Source organism: Burkholderia reimsis, assembly GCF_003294055.1.
Classification (GTDB): Bacteria; Pseudomonadota; Gammaproteobacteria; order Burkholderiales; family Burkholderiaceae; genus Burkholderia; species Burkholderia cepacia.
In genome coordinates this window covers 26,006-41,978 of the sequence record NZ_QMFZ01000028.1, presented here as the reverse complement: position 1 = coordinate 41,978, position 15,973 = coordinate 26,006, and the positions used below count along the sequence as shown (strand labels likewise).

Sequence of the window (15,973 nt, the reverse complement as noted above, 5' to 3'; positions counted from 1 at the left end):
AGACGCCATGTTCCGGAACATCCTGATCGTCTGTCACGCGAACGTCTGCCGCAGCCCGGCAGCGGAAATGCTGTTCAAGTCGCACGCCGCGTCGCGCGGCGGCCCGCGCCCGACGTTCCATTCGGCCGGCGTGCATGCGAACGACGGCGACGGCATCGATCCGGTGATGCGGCAGCTGCTCGCCGAGCGGGGCGTCGATGCGACGACCCACCGCTCGCGGCGGCTGTCGCGCCGGATCGTGCGCGACGCCGACCTGATTCTCGTCAGCGAGCGCGGACAGATCGCGGCCGTCGAAAAGGTCGATCCGTTCGCGCGCGGCAAGGTCCACCTGCTCGGCAAGTGGGAAGGGGCCGAGATTGCCGACCCGCACGGCGGCCCCGAGGCCGATTACCGCCAGAGCTACTCACTGATCGAACGTCTGGTTCAAGGATGGCTACAGAAACTATGCTGAAACGCCCGATGCGCCCGGTGGCGCTTGCCGTCGCGCTGACGACCTTCCTGTCAGCCTGTGCAACCGCGCCCGGCAACTACCTCGACTCGTCGAACCTGAAGGACGAAGGCCGGCAGCAAGCGGCCGAGACCTATCCGGTTCATTACATCGACGCCAAAGTGGTGATGGACCAGCTGCAGAAAGCGCAGGTCGATCATCCGCTGCCGCCCGGACGCTATACCGATCCGTCGCAATACGTGTACCGCATCGGGCCGCAGGACATCCTCGGCGTCACCGTCTGGGACCACCCGGAGCTGACGACGCCGCAGGGCCAGTCGTTCTCGAGCGGCGGCAACACGACGCAGACGATCGCGGGCGCGCTGCAGCAACCCTATTCGTCGTCGCTGCCGGGCCAGGCCGATCCTTATGGCCAGACGGTGGCCGCCGACGGCACGATCTTCTTCCCGTTCGTCGGCCGCATCCACGTGGCGGGCAAGACGATCGCGCAGACCCGTGACGAGCTGGCCACGCGACTCGCGCGTTATGTGAAGAATCCGCAGCTCGACGTGCGCGTGCTGTCGTTCCGCAGCCAGAAGGTGCAGGTGACCGGCGAGGTGAAGACGCCGGGCCCGCTCGCGATGAGCGACGTGCCGCTGACGCTGGTCGACGCGATCTCGCGTTCGGGCGGCTCGACGACCGACGCCGATCTGCAGCGCGTGCGCCTGACGCGCGACGGCAAGCTCTACACGCTCGACGCGAACGGCGTGCTCGACCGCGGCGACGTGCGGCAGAACGTGATGCTGCAGCAGGGCGACATCATCAACGTGCCGGACCGCAGCGACAGCCGCGTGTTCATCATGGGCGAGGTCAAGACGCCGGTCACGGTGCCGATGCTCAAGGGCAAGCTGACCATCGCCGACGCGTTGACGGCCGGCGGCGGCATCCTCGACACCGATGCGAACCCGCGCAAGATCTACGTGATGCGCGGCATGCGCGACAACCCGACGAAGCCTGAAGTGTTCCGTCTCGACATGACGCAGCCCGATGCGCTGATGCTGTCGAGCCGCTTCCCGCTTCAGCCGCTCGATGTGGTCTACGTCAGCACGGCCAGCTCGGTGCAGTTCAACCGTGTGCTGCAGCAGGTGTTGCCGACGATCCAGACGATCTTCTACATGCGGCAAATCACGCGCTGATAGCCCGCCGGGGCGGCACCTCCGCCCCGGCACCACTCAAGCGGGAACGAATGGTGAACACGCAAGCGAAACACTCCTACGCGGATCTGTCCGTGAAAACCGAGGAAGAGGACGTCGTCCTCGGCCAGTTGCTCCAGGTGATCATGGACGACATCTGGCTGCTGCTCGGCATCGCGGTGACGGTCGTCGCGCTCGCCGGCCTCTACTGCTACGTCGCGAAGCCGGTGTACCAGGCCGACGTGCACGTGCGGGTCGAGAGCAACGACAACACGTCGCAGGCGCTCACGCAGACGCAGACCGGCGCGACGATCAACAGCGGTCCGCAGCAGGCGCAGACCGACGCGGAAATCGAGATCATCAAGAGCCGCGGCGTCGTCGCGCCGGTGGTCGACCAGTTCAAGCTGAATTTCTCGGTCGTGCCGAAGACGCTGCCGCTGATCGGCAGCCTCGCCGCGCGTGTCGCGACGCCGGGCACGCCGTCGCGGCCATGGCTCGGCCTGAAATCGTATGCATGGGGCGGTGAAGTCGCCGACGTCGATTCGATCAGCGTCGTGCCCGCGCTCGAAGGCAAGAAGCTGACGCTGACGGCCGGCCCGAACGGCACTTATTCGCTCGTCGACCAGAACGGCACGCGGCTGCTGTCGGGCCAGGTCGGCGAATCGACGCAGGGCGGCGGCGTGACGCTGCTCGTGTCGAAGCTCGTCGCGCGCCCCGGCACGCAGTTCACGGTGGTCCGCTACAACGATCTCGACGCGATCAGCGGGTTCCAGGCCGGCATCCAGGTGACCGAGCAGGGCAAGCAGACGGGCGTCGTGCAGATCTCGCTCGAAGGCAAGGACCCGGACCAGACCGCCGCGATCGCGAACGCGCTCGCGCAGTCGTACCTGAACCAGCACGTGGTCGCGAAGCAGGCCGAAGCGACCAAGATGCTCGACTTCCTGAAGGGCGAGGAACCGCGCCTGAAGGCCGACCTCGAACGGGCGGAAGCCGCGCTGACGCAGTACCAGCGCACGTCGGGCTCGATCAACGCGAGCGACGAGGCGAAGGTCTACCTCGAGGGCAGCGTGCAGTACGAGCAGCAGATCGCCGCGCAGCGCCTGCAGCTCGCGTCGCTCGCGCAGCGCTTCACCGATTCGCACCCGATGGTGATCGCCGCGAAGCAGCAGCTTGCCGAGCTGCAGGGCGAGAAGGACAAGTTCAGCAACCGCTTCCGCAGCCTGCCGGCCACCGAAGTGAAGGCCGTCCAGCTGCAGCGCGACGCGAAGGTCGCCGAGGACATCTACGTGCTGCTGCTGAACCGCGTGCAGGAGCTGTCGGTGCAGAAGGCCGGCACGGGCGGCAACATCCACCTCGTCGATTCCGCGCTGCGTCCGGGCGACCCGGTCAAGCCGAAGAAGGTGCTGATCCTGTCGGCCGCGGTGTTCCTCGGGCTGATCCTCGGCACCGGCGTCGTGTTCCTGCGCCGCAACCTGTTCCAGGGCATCGAGGACCCCGACCGCATCGAGCGCACGTTCAACCTGCCGCTGTACGGGCTGGTGCCGCAAAGCGCCGAACAGGTGAAGCTCGACGCGGCGGCCGAGAAGGGCGGCAGCCGCACACGGCCGATCCTCGCGAGCCTGCGTCCGAAGGATCTGAGCGTCGAGAGCCTGCGCAGCCTGCGCACCGCGATGCAGTTCGCGATGATGGACGCGAAGAACCGCGTGATCGTGCTGACGGGCCCGACGCCCGGCATCGGCAAGAGCTTCCTGACGGTCAACCTCGCGGTGCTGCTCGCGCATTCGGGCAAGCGCGTGCTGCTGATCGACGCCGACATGCGCCGCGGCCTGCTCGACCGCTACTTCGGCCTCACCTCGCAGCCGGGCCTGTCCGAGCTGCTGAGCGACCAGTCGGCGCTCGAGGACGCGGTGCGCGAGACGCCGGTGCAGGGCCTGTCGTTCATCTCGGCCGGCACGCGCCCGCCGAACCCGTCGGAGCTGCTGATGTCGACGCGCCTGCCGCAATACCTCGAAGGGCTCGGCAAGCGCTACGACGTCGTGCTGATCGATTCGCCGCCGGTGCTGGCGGTGACCGACGCGACCATCATCGGCCGCATGGCCGGCTCGACGTTCCTCGTGCTGCGCTCGGGCATGCATACCGAAGGCGAGATCGCCGACGCGATCAAGCGCCTGCGTACCGCGGGCGTCGATCTGGAAGGCGGGATCTTCAACGGCGTGCCGCCGAAGGCGCGCGGCTACGGCCGCGGTTATGCGGCCGTGCATGAATACCTGAGCGCCTGATCCGAATCGCACGTAACCGGGCGGGCCGCGCGTGCCGCCTGCCCGGTCGACAGGAGAACCAACGATGAAAATTTCCGTGCTCGTTCCGACCTATCGGCGCCCCGCCGACCTCGCGCGCTGCCTGCTGGCGCTGCAGCGGCAGCAGCGGCTGCCCGATGAGGTGATCGTCGTCGCGCGCCCGGAGGACGATGCCACGCACGAACGGCTCGCCGATCCGGCGGTCGGCGGCGCGCTGCCGCTGCGCATCGTGCCGGTCGATGTGCCGGGCCAGGTCGCCGCGCTGAACAAGGGGCTCGACTCGGCGAACGGCGACATCGTCGCGATCACCGACGACGACGCGGCGCCGCATCCCGACTGGCTCGCCCGCGTCGAGTCGGCGTTCGAGGCCGACCCGCGCGTGGGCGCGGTCGGCGGGCGCGATTGGGTGCACGAGAAGGGCCGCGTGCTCGACGAATCGCGCGCGCTCGTCGGCCAGCTCACGCTGTCCGGCAAGATCGTCGGCAACCATCACCTCGGCGTCGGCGGCATGCGCGAAGTCGACATGCTGAAAGGCGCGAACATGAGCTACCGCCGCGCCGCGATCGATCGGCTGCGCTTCGACACGCGGCTGCGCGGCGCCGGTGCGCAAGTGCACAACGACATGGGTTTCAGCATGCACGTGCAGCGCAACGGCTGGAAGCTCGTCTACGACCCGGCGATCGCGGTCGATCATTTTCCGGCGGAACGCTTCGACGACGACCGGCGCGATGCCGCGTCGCTGAATGCGATCAGCAACGGCGCGTACAACCTGCACCTGATCCTGCGCGAGCACCTGCCGCCCGTGCGGCGCGAAATCGCGTGGTGGTGGTGGACGCTGGTCGGTACGCGCGTCTACCCGGGCCTCGCGCACGTGCTGCTGTCGCTGCATACGGCGAAGCGCGAGCGGATCCGCGAGCAGTGGCGCGCGGTGCGCCGCGGCGCGCGCGATGCCCGCCGCGCGAACCTTGCCCCCCACCGTGCGGCGATGCCGCCGGTGACGTCTTGAACGAGCCGCGCGCGCAACGCCGCGCGGCCGAACCCGGAGAAGGGCTCGAATGACTGCAACCAAGGTTCATGTCCATCTGTTCCACGGCGCCGATCCGCGTACCTACCGGAAAGGCGAGAACATCGGCTGCCTGTACGGCTATCACCACGCCGAATCCGACGAATTCCGGCTGACCTATTCGCAGGACGGTGGCGAGAGCCGCGTCGCCAGCCTCGCGCGCCGCGCGCTGAAGGCGGCGCTCGGCTTCGACGTCGTGCATGCATGGCGCAACCGTGCCGCGCTGCTGAACACCGACGTGATCTGGACGCACACGGAGCAGGAGCACCTTGCGGCGTCGCTGATCCTGAAGCTGGCCGGCGAGCAGGGCAAACGCCCGCTGCTGCTTGCGCAGAGCGTGTGGCTGTTCGACAAGTGGGGCAGCTTCGGCGGCCCGCGCCGCTGGCTGTACCGCAAACTGATCGCGCGCGCCGACGCGCTGACCACGCTGGCCCGCGACAACGCCGACCTGTGCCGCCGTTATCTCGGCCGCGAAGCCGAGTTCGTCTACTACGGGCTGAACACGCAGGATTTCCCGATCGTCGAGCCGCGGCAATGGCAACCGAACCGGCCGCTGCGGATCGCGGCGATCGGCAACGACCGCGACCGCGACTGGCGCACGTTCCTCGCCGCGTTCGGCGGCGACGCGCGCTACGACGTGCGGCTGGCGACCCGGCGCCGCGTGCCGCGCGAGTGGCATGCGCCGAACGTGAAGATCGGCTCGGCGTCGGGGCTCGCGAAGCAGCACGAACTGTACGCATGGGCCGACGTGATCGTCGTGCCGCTGCGGCCGAATTTCCACGCGTCGGGCATCACCGTGATGCTCGAGGCGGCCGCGGTCGGCAAGCCGATGATCGTGTCCGACGTCGGCGGCCTCAGCGACTACTTTCCGCACGATACGGCCGCCTACGTGCCGGCCTTCGACGCGCAGGCGATGCGCCAGGCCGCCGATCGCTTCGCGGCCGACCCGGTCGCGGCGCTGGGCTGCGCGCGGGCCGCTGCCGCGTGCCTGCGCGAGCGCGACCTGACCACGCAGGCGTTCGCCGAGCAGCACGTGCGGATCACGCGCGACATGCTGCGCCGGCGCCGGACGCCGGCGGCGGCGGGCCTCGCGATGCCGCTCGCGGATTCGCGCCCGTCGTCGCGGTGAGAGCGGATCGATGAGTACGATTGCCGCCGAACGCGCACCGTCGCGCCACCGCAGCTGGCTGCCCGAGCGGAAGCACTGGGTCGGGCAGGCCGGCCTGTGGTCCTTCACCGCCGCGCTGATTGCCATTCACCAGGGCAAGGTGCTGACGCTCGCGTTTCCGGTGCTGGCCATCGCGGTCGGCATCTGGCTGTATTTCAAGAGTCCGGCGCGCTACGTCGGCTTCATGTGGTGGGTGTGGTTCCTGAGCCCGGAAGTGCGGCGTCTCGCCGACTGGTCGAAGGGCGCGTTCACGCCGACGAGCCTGATCCAGGTCGCGCCGCTCGCGGTGACGATGATCGCCGGCCTGGGCTTGATCCGGCATTACCGCGTGCTCGCGCAGCGGCGCGGCATCCCGATCCTGCTGATGCTGTTCGGGCTCGCGTACGCGTACCTCGTCGGGATCGTGTCGAGCGGCGTGATGGCCGCGACCTACGACCTCGCGAACTGGGTGTACCCGGTGCTGATCGGTTTTCACATCATGGTCAACGCCCGCGACTATCCCGAATACCGCGACGTGCTGCTGTCCACGTTCATGTGGGGCATGCTCGTGATGGGCCTGTACGGCGTCGTGCAGTACTTCGTGATGCCGCAGTGGGACGTGCTGTGGATGATCGGCTCCGACATGGGTTCGCAGGGCGAGCCGGTGCCGTACGGCGTGCGCGTGTTCAGCACGATGAATTCGTCCGGGCCGTTCGCGTTCGCGATCATGGGCGCGCTGGTGTTCGTGTTCGCCGCGCCGCAGAAGATCCGCTGGTTCGCGGGCGCGGCCGGCTTCGTGTCGTTCGCGCTCTGTCTCGTGCGCTCGACCTGGGGCGGCTGGGTGATCGCGCTCGCGATCCAGCTCGTGCAGTCGAGCAACCGCGTGCGGATGCGGATCCTGATCAGCGGCGTCGTGCTGGTCGGGCTGTGCGTGCCGCTCCTGACCGTCGGGCCGGTGGCCGACCGTCTCGGCGCGCGTCTGCAGTCGATCACGAACCTGAAGGACGACCGCAGCTACGACGACCGCAACAAGTTCTACGCCACCTTCGCGCAGACGGCGTTCACCGACGTCGCCGGCGAGGGGATGGGCGCGACGGGTGCATCCACGAAGCTGTCGAGCGACAGCGGCGAGCTCGGCAAGTACGGCAGCTTCGACAGCGGCGTGATGAACGTGCCGTTCGTGCTCGGCTGGCCCGGCACGCTGCTGTATCTCTCGGGCGTCGTGATGCTGTTCGGCCGCACGCTGCGGGCGGCATTCAAGCTGCGCAACGACAAGTTCGTCGGCGCGTGCCTGAGCCTGTGCCTGTCGACCTTCGCGATGCTCGTGTTCACGAACTCGCTGATCGGTACGGGCGGCCTGCTGATGTTCACAGCCATTTTTTCGATACTAGCCGCGGCGCACTGGCAAAAGGCACAACGCCTGCTGGCCGCCGCGCATTCACGGGGAGGCGACCATTGAGAATCGCGATCGTCACGCACGTCGTGCGACATAACGACGGCCAGGGCCGCGTCAATTACGAAATCGCGCGCGCGGCGCTGGCCGAGAACTACGAGGTCACGCTGGTCGCGTCGCACGTCGCGCCCGAGCTGCTGGCCGACCCGCGCGTGCGCTGGGTGCCGGTGAAGGTCGGCTGCTTCTGGCCGTCGAATCTCGTCAAGCAGCAGGTGTTCGCGCTGAAGAGCGCGGCCTGGCTGCGCGCACACCGCAGCGAATACGACGTGCTGCACGTGAACGGCTTCATCTCGTGGATCAAGGCCGACGTGAATACCGCGCACTTCGTGCACGGCGGCTGGTTCAAGAGTCCGTACTATCCGTTCGGGCCGACGAAGGGGCTGTGGTCGGCCTATCAGTACGTCTATACGCGCGTGAACACCACGCTCGAGCGCTGGGCGTACAAGCGGTCGCGCGCGATCACCGCCGTGTCGCAGAAGGTGGCCGACGAGATCGCCGGGCTCGGCATCGACAGCCGCAAGATCAGCGTGATCTACAACGGCGTCGACGGCAGCGCGTTCGCCGGTGCGCAGGCCGACCGCGCGGCGTTCAAGCTGCCGGACGACGCGTTCCTGCTGCTGTTCGTCGGCGACCTGCGCACGCCGCGCAAGAACCTCGGCACGGTGCTGAAGGCGCTGACGAAGCTGCCCGCGAACGTGCACCTGGCGGTGGCCGGTTATCTGCCCGGCAGCCCGTATCCGGAAGAGGCGCGCGCGCTCGGCATCGATGCGCGCGTGCATTTCCTCGGCCTCGTGAAAAACATGCCGACGCTGATGCGCTCGGTCGACGCCTACGTGTTCCCGTCGCGCTACGAAGCGATGAGCCTGTCGCTGCTGGAAGCGATGGCGGCCGGGTTGCCGGTCGTCACCGCGCGCACGGCGGGCGGCGCCGAAATCATCACGCGCGAATGCGGGATCGTACTGGAGGACCCGGACGATCCGGCCGCGCTCGCGCAGGCGATCGGCTCGCTCGCGGCGTCGCGCGACACGTGCCGCGCGATGGGCGACGCGGCCCGCGAATTGATGACCCGTTTCGGCTGGGCGCACATGGGCGCCCAGTATGTCGCGCTCTACCGGCGCATCGGCCAACCCACGCAGCCGTCCGCCTTCGAGCGGGTCGAGCATGCAGTGACGCAGGAGCAATCGTAATGTCCCACTCTTCCCGGCCGATCAAATCGTTGCAGATCGGCATGCACTGGTTCCCCGAACGCGCGGGCGGCCTCGACCGGATGTACTACTCGCTCGTCGGCGCGCTGCCGGGCGCGGGCGTCGAGGTGCGCGGGCTCGTCGCCGGCTCGCAGAAGGTCGCCGACGACACGGGCGGCGCGATCCAGGGCTTCGGTCCCGCATCGGAGCCGCTCGCGCGCCGCATGCTCGCCGCGCGGCGCGCGCTGCGCGAGGAGATCCGCAGCGAGCGGCCGGACGTGATCTCGTCGCACTTCGCGCTGTACACGTTCCCGGGCCTCGACGTCACGCGCGGGATTCCGCAGGTATCGCACTTCCAGGGGCCGTGGGCCGACGAAAGCCAGGTCGAGGGCGCCGCGTCGCTCGGCCAGCGCGCGAAGCGTTATCTCGAGCAGGCCGTCTATACGCGTTCGTCGCGGCTGATCGTGCTGTCGCAGGCGTTCGGCCAGATCCTGACGAACCGCTACGGGATCGATCCGTCGCGTGTGCGCGTGATTCCCGGTTGCGTCGATACCGCGCAGTTCGATACGCCGCTCACGCCCGCCGAGGCGCGGCACAAGCTGCAACTGCCGCAGGACCGGCCGATCGTGCTGGCCGTGCGCCGGCTCGTGCGGCGCATGGGGCTGGAGGACCTGATCGACGCGATCGGCCTCCTCAAGCACCGTCACCCGGACGTGCTGCTGCTGATCGCCGGCAAGGGCAAGATCGGCGAGGAACTGCAGCAGCGCATCGATGCGGCAGGCCTGCAGGACAACGTGAAGCTGCTCGGCTTCGTGCCGGACAACCATCTCGCTGCGCTGTACCGCGCGGCGACGGTCAGCGTCGTGCCGACGGTCGCGCTCGAAGGCTTCGGGCTGATCACCGTCGAATCGCTCGCGTCCGGCACGCCGGTGCTGGTCACGCCGGTCGGCGGGCTGCCGGAGGCGGTGGCCGGGCTGTCCGACGATCTCGTGCTGCCGTCCACCGGCGCGGACGCGATCGCGGAAGGGCTCGGTGCCGCGCTGTCGGGCGCGATCACGCTGCCCGACGAGGCCGCGTGCAAGCGCTATGCGCGCGATCATTTCGACAACGCGGTGATCGCGCGGCGCGTGGCCGGCGTGTACGAAGAGGCGATCCAGGCGGCAGGTTGAGCGCCCGTGGCGCGCAATCTGCGCGCCGAACGGGAAGCCGAACCGGCGCGCATGCGCGGCCGGTTCGCGTGCCGGCGGCCTGCGCAGGGCCGGCTCGTTCTCCCCATCCGATGCGCGACGCCGGCACGCGTCACGCGCGCCTGAGCGTCGCAGCCCAGACGCCGAGCGCCGCCACGCTCACGACCGCGCCGAGCGCGCAGACGCCCGCCCACCCGGCGCGCGCATACATCATCGTCGATGCAATCGCGCCGAGCCCGCTGCCGGCCGAATAGAACAGCATGTAGCAGCCGACGAGGCGCGCGTGCGCATCGGGCCGCGTGCCGAGGATCATGCTCTGGTTGACGACGTGGACGGCCTGCCCGCCGACGTCGAGCAGCACGATGCCGACCACCAGCCATGCAATCGACGAATCGCCGAATGCGAGCGGCAGCCACGAGCACGCGAGCAGCGCGAGCGCGGCGCCGGTCGTCGCTTCGCCGCGCCCGCGATCCGCGAGCCGGCCCGCGCGGGCGGCGGCCGCCGCGCCCAGTGCGCCGACGAGGCCGAAGGCGCCGATCTGCGTATGCGACATCGCGTGCGGCGGTGCGCTCAGCGGCAGCACCAGTGCGCTCCAGAAGATGCTGAATGCCGCGAACATCAGCAGCGCGATCGCGCCGCGCACGCGCAGCACGCGTTCGTCGCGCAACAGCGACACCATCGATTGCAGCAGCGCCGCGTAGCCGATGCGCTCGCGCGGCCCGTTTTCGTCCGGCAACAGTCGCGACAGCACGGCGAGCATGGCGATCGCGAGCGCGCCGGATACCAGATAGACGGCCCGCCAGCCCGCGATGTCGGTGACGACGCCGGCCAGCGAGCGTGCGGCCAGCAACCCGACCACGACACCACCTTGCGCGGCACCCACCACGCGCCCGCGTTCGCCGGCGCCCGCGAGCGCGGCCGAGCACGCGATCAGCCCTTGCGTCATCGCGGTGCCGAGCAGCCCGACCGCGACCATCCCTGCCAGCAGCGCGATGCGCGTCGACGATGCGGCGACGCCGATGCAGGCCGCCGTCAGCAGCAGAAGCTGCACGGCAATCAGGCGCTTGCGGTTCAGCAGGTCGCCGAGGGGCACGACGAACAGCAGCGCGAGCGCACAGCCGAGCTGCGTCGCGGTGATGACGCCGCCGACCGCCGCCTGCGACACGCCGAAATCCCGCGCGATCGAATCGAGCAGCGGCTGCGCGTAGTAGACATTCGCGACACTGGCCGCACAGCAGACGGCCAGCGTCGCGACGCGCGCCGTGGACAGGGTGCCGACGGCGGCCGGATGCGCGGCAGGCGCGGATGCGTTCGATGCAACGGTGCCGGAACGACAGGAAGACGCCATGGATTTCCTCGCGCAAAGTAGTTGCAAATTGAAACTGGCGTGAGTGTAGGAAAAGTAGTTTTAAAATGCAACCTGTTGTGCGGCGGGCGAGATGTCCGTGCACGGATGGCCGGTGTTGCCGAAAAGGCGGCCGGCAAGATTGCGGAGAGGCACATGGCCAGGCAGAAAAGTCTTGCGGATTCGCCGTGCCCGGTGGCACGGGCGACCGATATCGTCGGCGATCGCTGGGCATTGCTGATCGTGCGCGATGCGTTCGACGGAGTGCGCCGGTTCGGCGATTTCCGCGCGAGCCTCGGCGTCGCGAGCAACATCCTGTCCGACCGGCTCAGGATGCTCGTGGATGCGGGCGTGTTCGACGTCGTGCCGGCGTCGGACGGCAGCGCGTATCAGGAGTACGTGCTGACCAGGAAGGGCGAAGGGCTGTTCCCGGTGATCGTGATGCTGCGGCAGTGGGGCGAGGCGAACCTGTTCGCGCGAGGCGAGCCGCATTCGGTGCTGGTCGACCGCCACACGGGGCGCGCGATCCGCAAACTCGCGCTGCGCCACGACGACGGCCGGCCGGTGAAGGCGGGCGAGACGGTCGTGAGGAAGGTCGGCGACGAAGCGGGCGCACGGCGGCGATGAGCGTCGTGCGCGACGGCTGCACGGTCGGATAGACTGTCGCGATCGTCGCCGACCGGAACTGCATCGCCATGTCCCATCCGCTGGATTCCGCCGCTTATCGGCTGTTGCTCGACCTGCAGCGACGCATTCACGATTTCTGCGAGCGCGAGGGCGCCGAGGACGGGCGCGACCATGCCGATCCCGCGGAGCCGCTGTGGCAGACCGATTTCAACCATGTCACGGTCGCGCCGATGCGGGCGGGGCTGCACGTCCGGTACTTCGGCGGCGCCTGGGAGGAACCGTTCGACTGGACGCTGCAGTGTCTGGCGTTGCGGGACGTCGCGGATCTCGTGACCGACCTCGCGTTCAGCGGCATCGACGAAGGGGCGAACGGCACGCGCGAATGGGATTTCGGGCCGCTGCTCGATTCGGATGCGCGCTTCCCGATGCTGCGCTCGCTGTATGTGCGGCCGACCGAGCCGGCCGATCACAACCAGTCGATGATCGTGCGTCGCGACCTGATCATGCAGGAAGGCGGCGAGATTGCCCGCTTTGCCGCGAAGGCGCCGTTTCTCGCCGAGCTGACGGTGCCGAACGCGCCCGATGCGCGTTTCTTCGATGTACCGCTTGCGCATCTCGAGCGGCTGCGCATCGGCGGCGGGGACGACACGCAGCAGTTCATCGATCGCCTGGCGGATTGCGACAACCTGCCGTCGCTCGGCTGGCTCGATTTCTCCGAGTCGACCGCATTGCATTCGACGTGGAAGCGCGAGCGCGACGCCGGCAGCGTGACGTCGTTCGACGCCTACGAGCGCCTGCTGAAGAGCCGTGCCGGCCAGCGGCTCCGCAGGCTGACGCTGAGAAACACCTGTCTCGACCGGGAGGCGCTCGAAGCCCTGCAGGCGCTGCATCCGCGGCTGTCGTTCATGGTGATCCAGGCCGGCAGCGGCGGTTACGTGAGTCACTTCAAGGACAACGTGTTTCCGTGGCGTCACCTGATCCAGCGGGACCCCGGCGACGCATGACCGCAGCCGTTCAATCGGCCGCCGGCACGGCCTGACGCACGGACGATGCGCCGCGATGCGCATCGGGTCGCACCAGCGTCGCGAGCAGCGCGGCGGCGACCAGCAGCGCGACCGACACGGCCGTTTCGATCCGCAACCCGTCCACGACCTGCGCCGCGCCGCCGCCGCCGGCGAGTGCGCCGAACGCGGCCACGCCCATCGCGCCGCCGGCCTGCCGCGCGGTATTCAGCACGGCCGACGCGATGCCGGCCCGTTCGGGCGCGACCGACGCGAGCACGGCGGTCGTCATCGCCGGCACCGCGAAACCCATGCCCGACGGAATCAGCAGGAACGGCACGAGCAGGACGGCCAGCGGCGTCGACGCGTCGATGAAGTGCAGCGATCCGTAGCCGAGCGCGGCGACGAGCGCGCCCGCCAGCATCGGCGCGCGCGGGCCGTGACGCGCCACGACGCGACCGCTCGCGAGGTTCGACAGCAGGAAGCCGCCCGTCAGCGGCAGGAACGCGAGGCCGGCCTGCAACGCCGATTCGCCGCGTGCGCGCTGCAGGTACAGCGCGAGCACGAACACGGTGCCGTAGTACGTGAGGTTTACGCAGATCCCGAACAGCACGGCCGCGCTGAACGTGCGGTGGCGGAACAGCGACAGCGGCAGCATCGGCGTGGCCGTCCGCGTTTCCACCGCGACGAATGCGAGCGCGGCGAGCGCCGCCAGCGCGAAACCGCCGGCGACGACCGGATGCGTGAAGCCGAGCGGACGCCATTCGATCACGGCGCCGGTCAACGCGGTCAGCATCGCGATCGCGATGAACTGGCCGCGCAGGTCGAGTGCGCGGACGGAGCGGGATGGCGCGGCCGGCGTTGCCGCCGCACGGCGCGCAGGTATCCACGCGAAGGCGGCCGCCAGCCCGGCCGCACACAGCGGCAGGTTCACGAGGAAGATGCCGCGCCAGCCCCACGCCGCGATCAGCAGGCCACCGACGACCGGGCCGGCCGCGATCGAAATCGACCCGGCCGCCGTCCACCAGCCGACGGCCCGCGCGCGCAGGCGCGGGTCGTGCCGGCACGTGTCGTTGAGCAGGGCAAGCGAATTGGGCAACATCGCCGCGGCGCCGACGCCTTGCAGTGCGCGCGCCGCGATCAGCATCGCGGGCGCGGTCGCGGCGCCGCATGCGAGCGACGCAAGCGCGAACAGCACGAGGCCGGCGATGTACAGGCGGCGGGCGCCGAAGCGGTCGCCGAGCGCGCCGCCCGACAGCATCAGTACCGCGAACGCGAGCGTGTACGCATCGACGACCCACTGCAGGCCGGCGACGGGCAAGCGCAGGTCGCCGGCGAGATGCGCGAGCGCGATGTTGACGATCGTCACGTCGAGCTGCGTGACGACGAAACCGGTGCTGACGGTCGCGACGACGCGGGCGAGCGCGGGCGGGAAGGCGGAGGAGGGGAGGGTCGTGTCCATGCGCCAATCGTAGGGCGCGGGCGGCCGGCGATGTTTCAGCGGGACGTGAAGCGTCGAAGCGCCGGGGGCGAAGCAGCAGGGCGGCGAGCGGGACGCAGTGGGGACGAAGCGGGGACGAAGCGGGGACGAAGCGGGGACGAAGCGGGGACGAAGCAGGAGCGAAGAATGTTGCGCGTGGGCCGACGTGAGCGCCGCGTGCCCAACCGTGCCGCTACGACCCGTGTTGACGCGTGCTCAGCGCGGAACCTTGGCGGCGTTCAATGCCGCTCGCCGCGCCAGCGACCCGGCGCAACGCCGAAGCGCTTCGTGAACGCGTGCGTAAACGTGCTTTGATCCGCGAAGCCGACCATCCCGGCGATATCGACGAGCGGATACCGGCCATCCGCGAGCAGGATCACCGCCGCGTCGAGCCTGAGCCGCTGCAGGTAGCGATGCGGCGTTTCGCCGAACGCATCGACGAACAGCTGATGAAAGCGGCGCATCCCGTAGCCGCAGTGCGCGGCGAGATCGGCGATGCGCAGCGGCTCGGCGAGCCGCGCGCGCAGCCAGCGGTCGATGCGCGCGAAATCGAGGCCCGATGCGGGCGCGGGGATGTCGCGTTCGTCGAGCAGTGCGCCGCACAGCCGGGCGGCGGCCTGCCACTGGAAACGGTGTGCGGCCGCGTGCGGCGCGTCGGCCGCGGGCGCTTCGAATTGCGCGGCCGCCGCCGCGATCTGCGCGACCAGTGACGTCAGGGCCGGATCGATTGCCACGGCGCGCGCGTTGTCGAACAGCCGCTGCGGCACCGCGAGTGATGCGAGGGGAAGATTGAGCACGAGCTGGCGATTCTCGCCGAGGCCCGCGTAATCATGGCGCGCGCCGGCTGGAACCAGCCAGGCGCGGTGCCGGTCGAGACGCTGGCTGACGCCGTTCACCGCCATCACCATCGCGCCGTCGATGCCGAGCACGATCTGGTGAAAGTCGTGCACGTCCGACGCTTCGAGCGCGTCGTAGCGTTGCAGCGCGACGGTGGGGGACGGAAGGTGTGGCACGGGGCGGGGCGTCAGCCGGGGGCTCGTGTGCCGTGTCAGATGGCGAGCAGTTCGACTTCGAACACGAGCGTCGCATTCGGCGGAATCACGCCGCCTGCGCCGCGCGGGCCGTAACCGAGTTGCGGCGGGATCGTCAGGCGACGCACGCCGCCGACCTTCATGCCCTGCACGCCTTCGTCCCAGCCCTTGATGACCATGCCGCCGCCGAGCACGAACGCGAACGGGTCGTTGCGATCCTTGCTCGAATCGAATTTCTGACCGTCGGTCAGCCAGCCCGTGTAGTGGACGCTGACGGTCTGGCCGGCTTGCGCTGCGTCGCCGGTGCCTTCGGTCAGGTCTTCGTATTTGAGGCCCGATTCGGTCGTGATGACAGACATGACTTCTCCTGAAAAAGGATGGGTAAAACCGCTATTGTAGGCGAGCGCGCTGCGGGCCGCCGCTCGTGGCTTTCGGCCCGTCTCGCGCGTATCGCGGACGGCGGCGGGCCGTCGCGGCCGCGATCGCGCGGAATGCAAATAGAACGCGCGTTTGAATTTCCGGCCAGCCCCGCGACCGA

Annotated in this window: 14 protein-coding genes; 10 read left to right on the top strand and 4 right to left on the bottom strand. The window is 69.2% G+C overall.

Annotated elements, in window-relative coordinates; genetic code table 11:
• The first annotated feature begins 7 nt into the window (after window positions 1–7).
• The 8 genes from DPV79_RS27940 to DPV79_RS27905 all read left to right on the top strand — a co-directional run bounded on the left by DPV79_RS27940 (window position 8) and on the right by DPV79_RS27905 (window position 9,933).
• Window positions 8–451 (top strand): low molecular weight protein-tyrosine-phosphatase, encoded by a 444-nt coding sequence (locus DPV79_RS27940; RefSeq protein WP_113047019.1) that lies wholly within the window; start codon window positions 8–10, stop codon window positions 449–451.
• Window positions 445–1,623, top strand: coding sequence for a polysaccharide biosynthesis/export family protein (locus DPV79_RS27935; RefSeq protein WP_021163250.1), 1,179 nt, complete (start codon window positions 445–447; stop codon window positions 1,621–1,623). Before DPV79_RS27940 ends, DPV79_RS27935 begins: the two co-directional genes overlap by 7 nt.
• A gap of 50 nt (window positions 1,624–1,673) precedes the next feature.
• Entirely contained in the window at window positions 1,674–3,899 is a 2,226-nt protein-coding gene (locus DPV79_RS27930; RefSeq protein ID WP_021163249.1) for a polysaccharide biosynthesis tyrosine autokinase, read from the top strand.
• A gap of 64 nt (window positions 3,900–3,963) precedes the next feature.
• Complete coding sequence (locus DPV79_RS27925) at window positions 3,964–4,923, top strand: glycosyltransferase family 2 protein (protein ID WP_113047018.1); 960 nt, start codon at window positions 3,964–3,966, stop codon at window positions 4,921–4,923.
• Between the two features lie 49 nt (window positions 4,924–4,972).
• Window positions 4,973–6,109, top strand: a complete 1,137-nt coding sequence (locus DPV79_RS27920) for a glycosyltransferase family 4 protein (RefSeq protein ID WP_059484097.1) — start codon at window positions 4,973–4,975, stop codon at window positions 6,107–6,109.
• A 10-nt stretch (window positions 6,110–6,119) separates the two neighbouring features.
• Complete coding sequence (locus tag DPV79_RS27915; RefSeq protein WP_048022241.1) at window positions 6,120–7,586, top strand: O-antigen ligase family protein; 1,467 nt, start codon at window positions 6,120–6,122, stop codon at window positions 7,584–7,586.
• On the top strand, window positions 7,583–8,767 hold the full coding sequence (locus tag DPV79_RS27910; protein WP_113047017.1) for a glycosyltransferase family 4 protein: 1,185 nt from the start codon (window positions 7,583–7,585) through the stop codon (window positions 8,765–8,767). Before DPV79_RS27915 ends, DPV79_RS27910 begins: the two co-directional genes overlap by 4 nt.
• Window positions 8,767–9,933 (top strand): glycosyltransferase family 4 protein, encoded by a 1,167-nt coding sequence (locus DPV79_RS27905; protein ID WP_113047016.1) that lies wholly within the window; start codon window positions 8,767–8,769, stop codon window positions 9,931–9,933. Before DPV79_RS27910 ends, DPV79_RS27905 begins: the two co-directional genes overlap by 1 nt.
• A gap of 130 nt (window positions 9,934–10,063) precedes the next feature.
• On the opposite strand, the gene DPV79_RS27900 is transcribed toward DPV79_RS27905, so the two are convergent.
• Window positions 10,064–11,299 (bottom strand): MFS transporter, encoded by a 1,236-nt coding sequence (locus DPV79_RS27900; RefSeq protein WP_113047015.1) that lies wholly within the window; start codon window positions 11,297–11,299, stop codon window positions 10,064–10,066.
• Between the two features lie 153 nt (window positions 11,300–11,452).
• On the opposite strand from DPV79_RS27900, the gene DPV79_RS27895 reads away from it, so the two are divergent.
• Both DPV79_RS27895 and DPV79_RS27890 read left to right on the top strand, forming a co-directional pair.
• Window positions 11,453–11,923, top strand: coding sequence for a winged helix-turn-helix transcriptional regulator (locus DPV79_RS27895; RefSeq protein WP_208866754.1), 471 nt, complete (start codon window positions 11,453–11,455; stop codon window positions 11,921–11,923).
• A gap of 68 nt (window positions 11,924–11,991) precedes the next feature.
• Window positions 11,992–12,927, top strand: coding sequence for a hypothetical protein (locus DPV79_RS27890; RefSeq protein ID WP_059591704.1), 936 nt, complete (start codon window positions 11,992–11,994; stop codon window positions 12,925–12,927).
• 10 nt (window positions 12,928–12,937) lie between these two features.
• Here the strand turns inward: DPV79_RS27890 and DPV79_RS27885 are convergent, their stop codons facing one another.
• The 3 genes from DPV79_RS27885 to DPV79_RS27875 form a co-directional block, all read right to left on the bottom strand.
• Window positions 12,938–14,386 (bottom strand): MFS transporter, encoded by a 1,449-nt coding sequence (locus DPV79_RS27885; RefSeq protein ID WP_113047013.1) that lies wholly within the window; start codon window positions 14,384–14,386, stop codon window positions 12,938–12,940.
• Window positions 14,387–14,643: 257 nt separating this feature from the next.
• Complete coding sequence (locus DPV79_RS27880) at window positions 14,644–15,417, bottom strand: helix-turn-helix transcriptional regulator (protein WP_113047012.1); 774 nt, start codon at window positions 15,415–15,417, stop codon at window positions 14,644–14,646.
• Window positions 15,418–15,452: 35 nt separating this feature from the next.
• Window positions 15,453–15,794, bottom strand: a complete 342-nt coding sequence (locus tag DPV79_RS27875; RefSeq protein WP_021164331.1) for an FKBP-type peptidyl-prolyl cis-trans isomerase — start codon at window positions 15,792–15,794, stop codon at window positions 15,453–15,455.
• Between the last annotated feature and the right edge of the window lie 179 nt (window positions 15,795–15,973).

What these genes read in the sequence shown, in the direction of transcription:
- DPV79_RS27875 (WP_021164331.1), bottom strand. Translation starts at nt 15,794, where the DNA reads ATGTCTGTCATCACGACCGAATCGGGCCTCAAATACGAAGACCTGACC.
- DPV79_RS27915 (WP_048022241.1), top strand. Translation starts at nt 6,120, where the DNA reads ATGAGTACGATTGCCGCCGAACGCGCACCGTCGCGCCACCGCAGCTGG.
- DPV79_RS27920 (WP_059484097.1), top strand. Translation starts at nt 4,973, where the DNA reads ATGACTGCAACCAAGGTTCATGTCCATCTGTTCCACGGCGCCGATCCG.
- DPV79_RS27890 (WP_059591704.1), top strand. Translation starts at nt 11,992, where the DNA reads ATGTCCCATCCGCTGGATTCCGCCGCTTATCGGCTGTTGCTCGACCTG.
- DPV79_RS27885 (WP_113047013.1), bottom strand. Translation starts at nt 14,386, where the DNA reads ATGGACACGACCCTCCCCTCCTCCGCCTTCCCGCCCGCGCTCGCCCGC.
- DPV79_RS27905 (WP_113047016.1), top strand. Translation starts at nt 8,767, where the DNA reads ATGTCCCACTCTTCCCGGCCGATCAAATCGTTGCAGATCGGCATGCAC.
- DPV79_RS27900 (WP_113047015.1), bottom strand. Translation starts at nt 11,299, where the DNA reads ATGGCGTCTTCCTGTCGTTCCGGCACCGTTGCATCGAACGCATCCGCG.
- DPV79_RS27925 (WP_113047018.1), top strand. Translation starts at nt 3,964, where the DNA reads ATGAAAATTTCCGTGCTCGTTCCGACCTATCGGCGCCCCGCCGACCTC.
- DPV79_RS27930 (WP_021163249.1), top strand. Translation starts at nt 1,674, where the DNA reads ATGGTGAACACGCAAGCGAAACACTCCTACGCGGATCTGTCCGTGAAA.
- DPV79_RS27940 (WP_113047019.1), top strand. Translation starts at nt 8, where the DNA reads ATGTTCCGGAACATCCTGATCGTCTGTCACGCGAACGTCTGCCGCAGC.
- DPV79_RS27935 (WP_021163250.1), top strand. Translation starts at nt 445, where the DNA reads ATGCTGAAACGCCCGATGCGCCCGGTGGCGCTTGCCGTCGCGCTGACG.
- DPV79_RS27895 (WP_208866754.1), top strand. Translation starts at nt 11,453, where the DNA reads ATGGCCAGGCAGAAAAGTCTTGCGGATTCGCCGTGCCCGGTGGCACGG.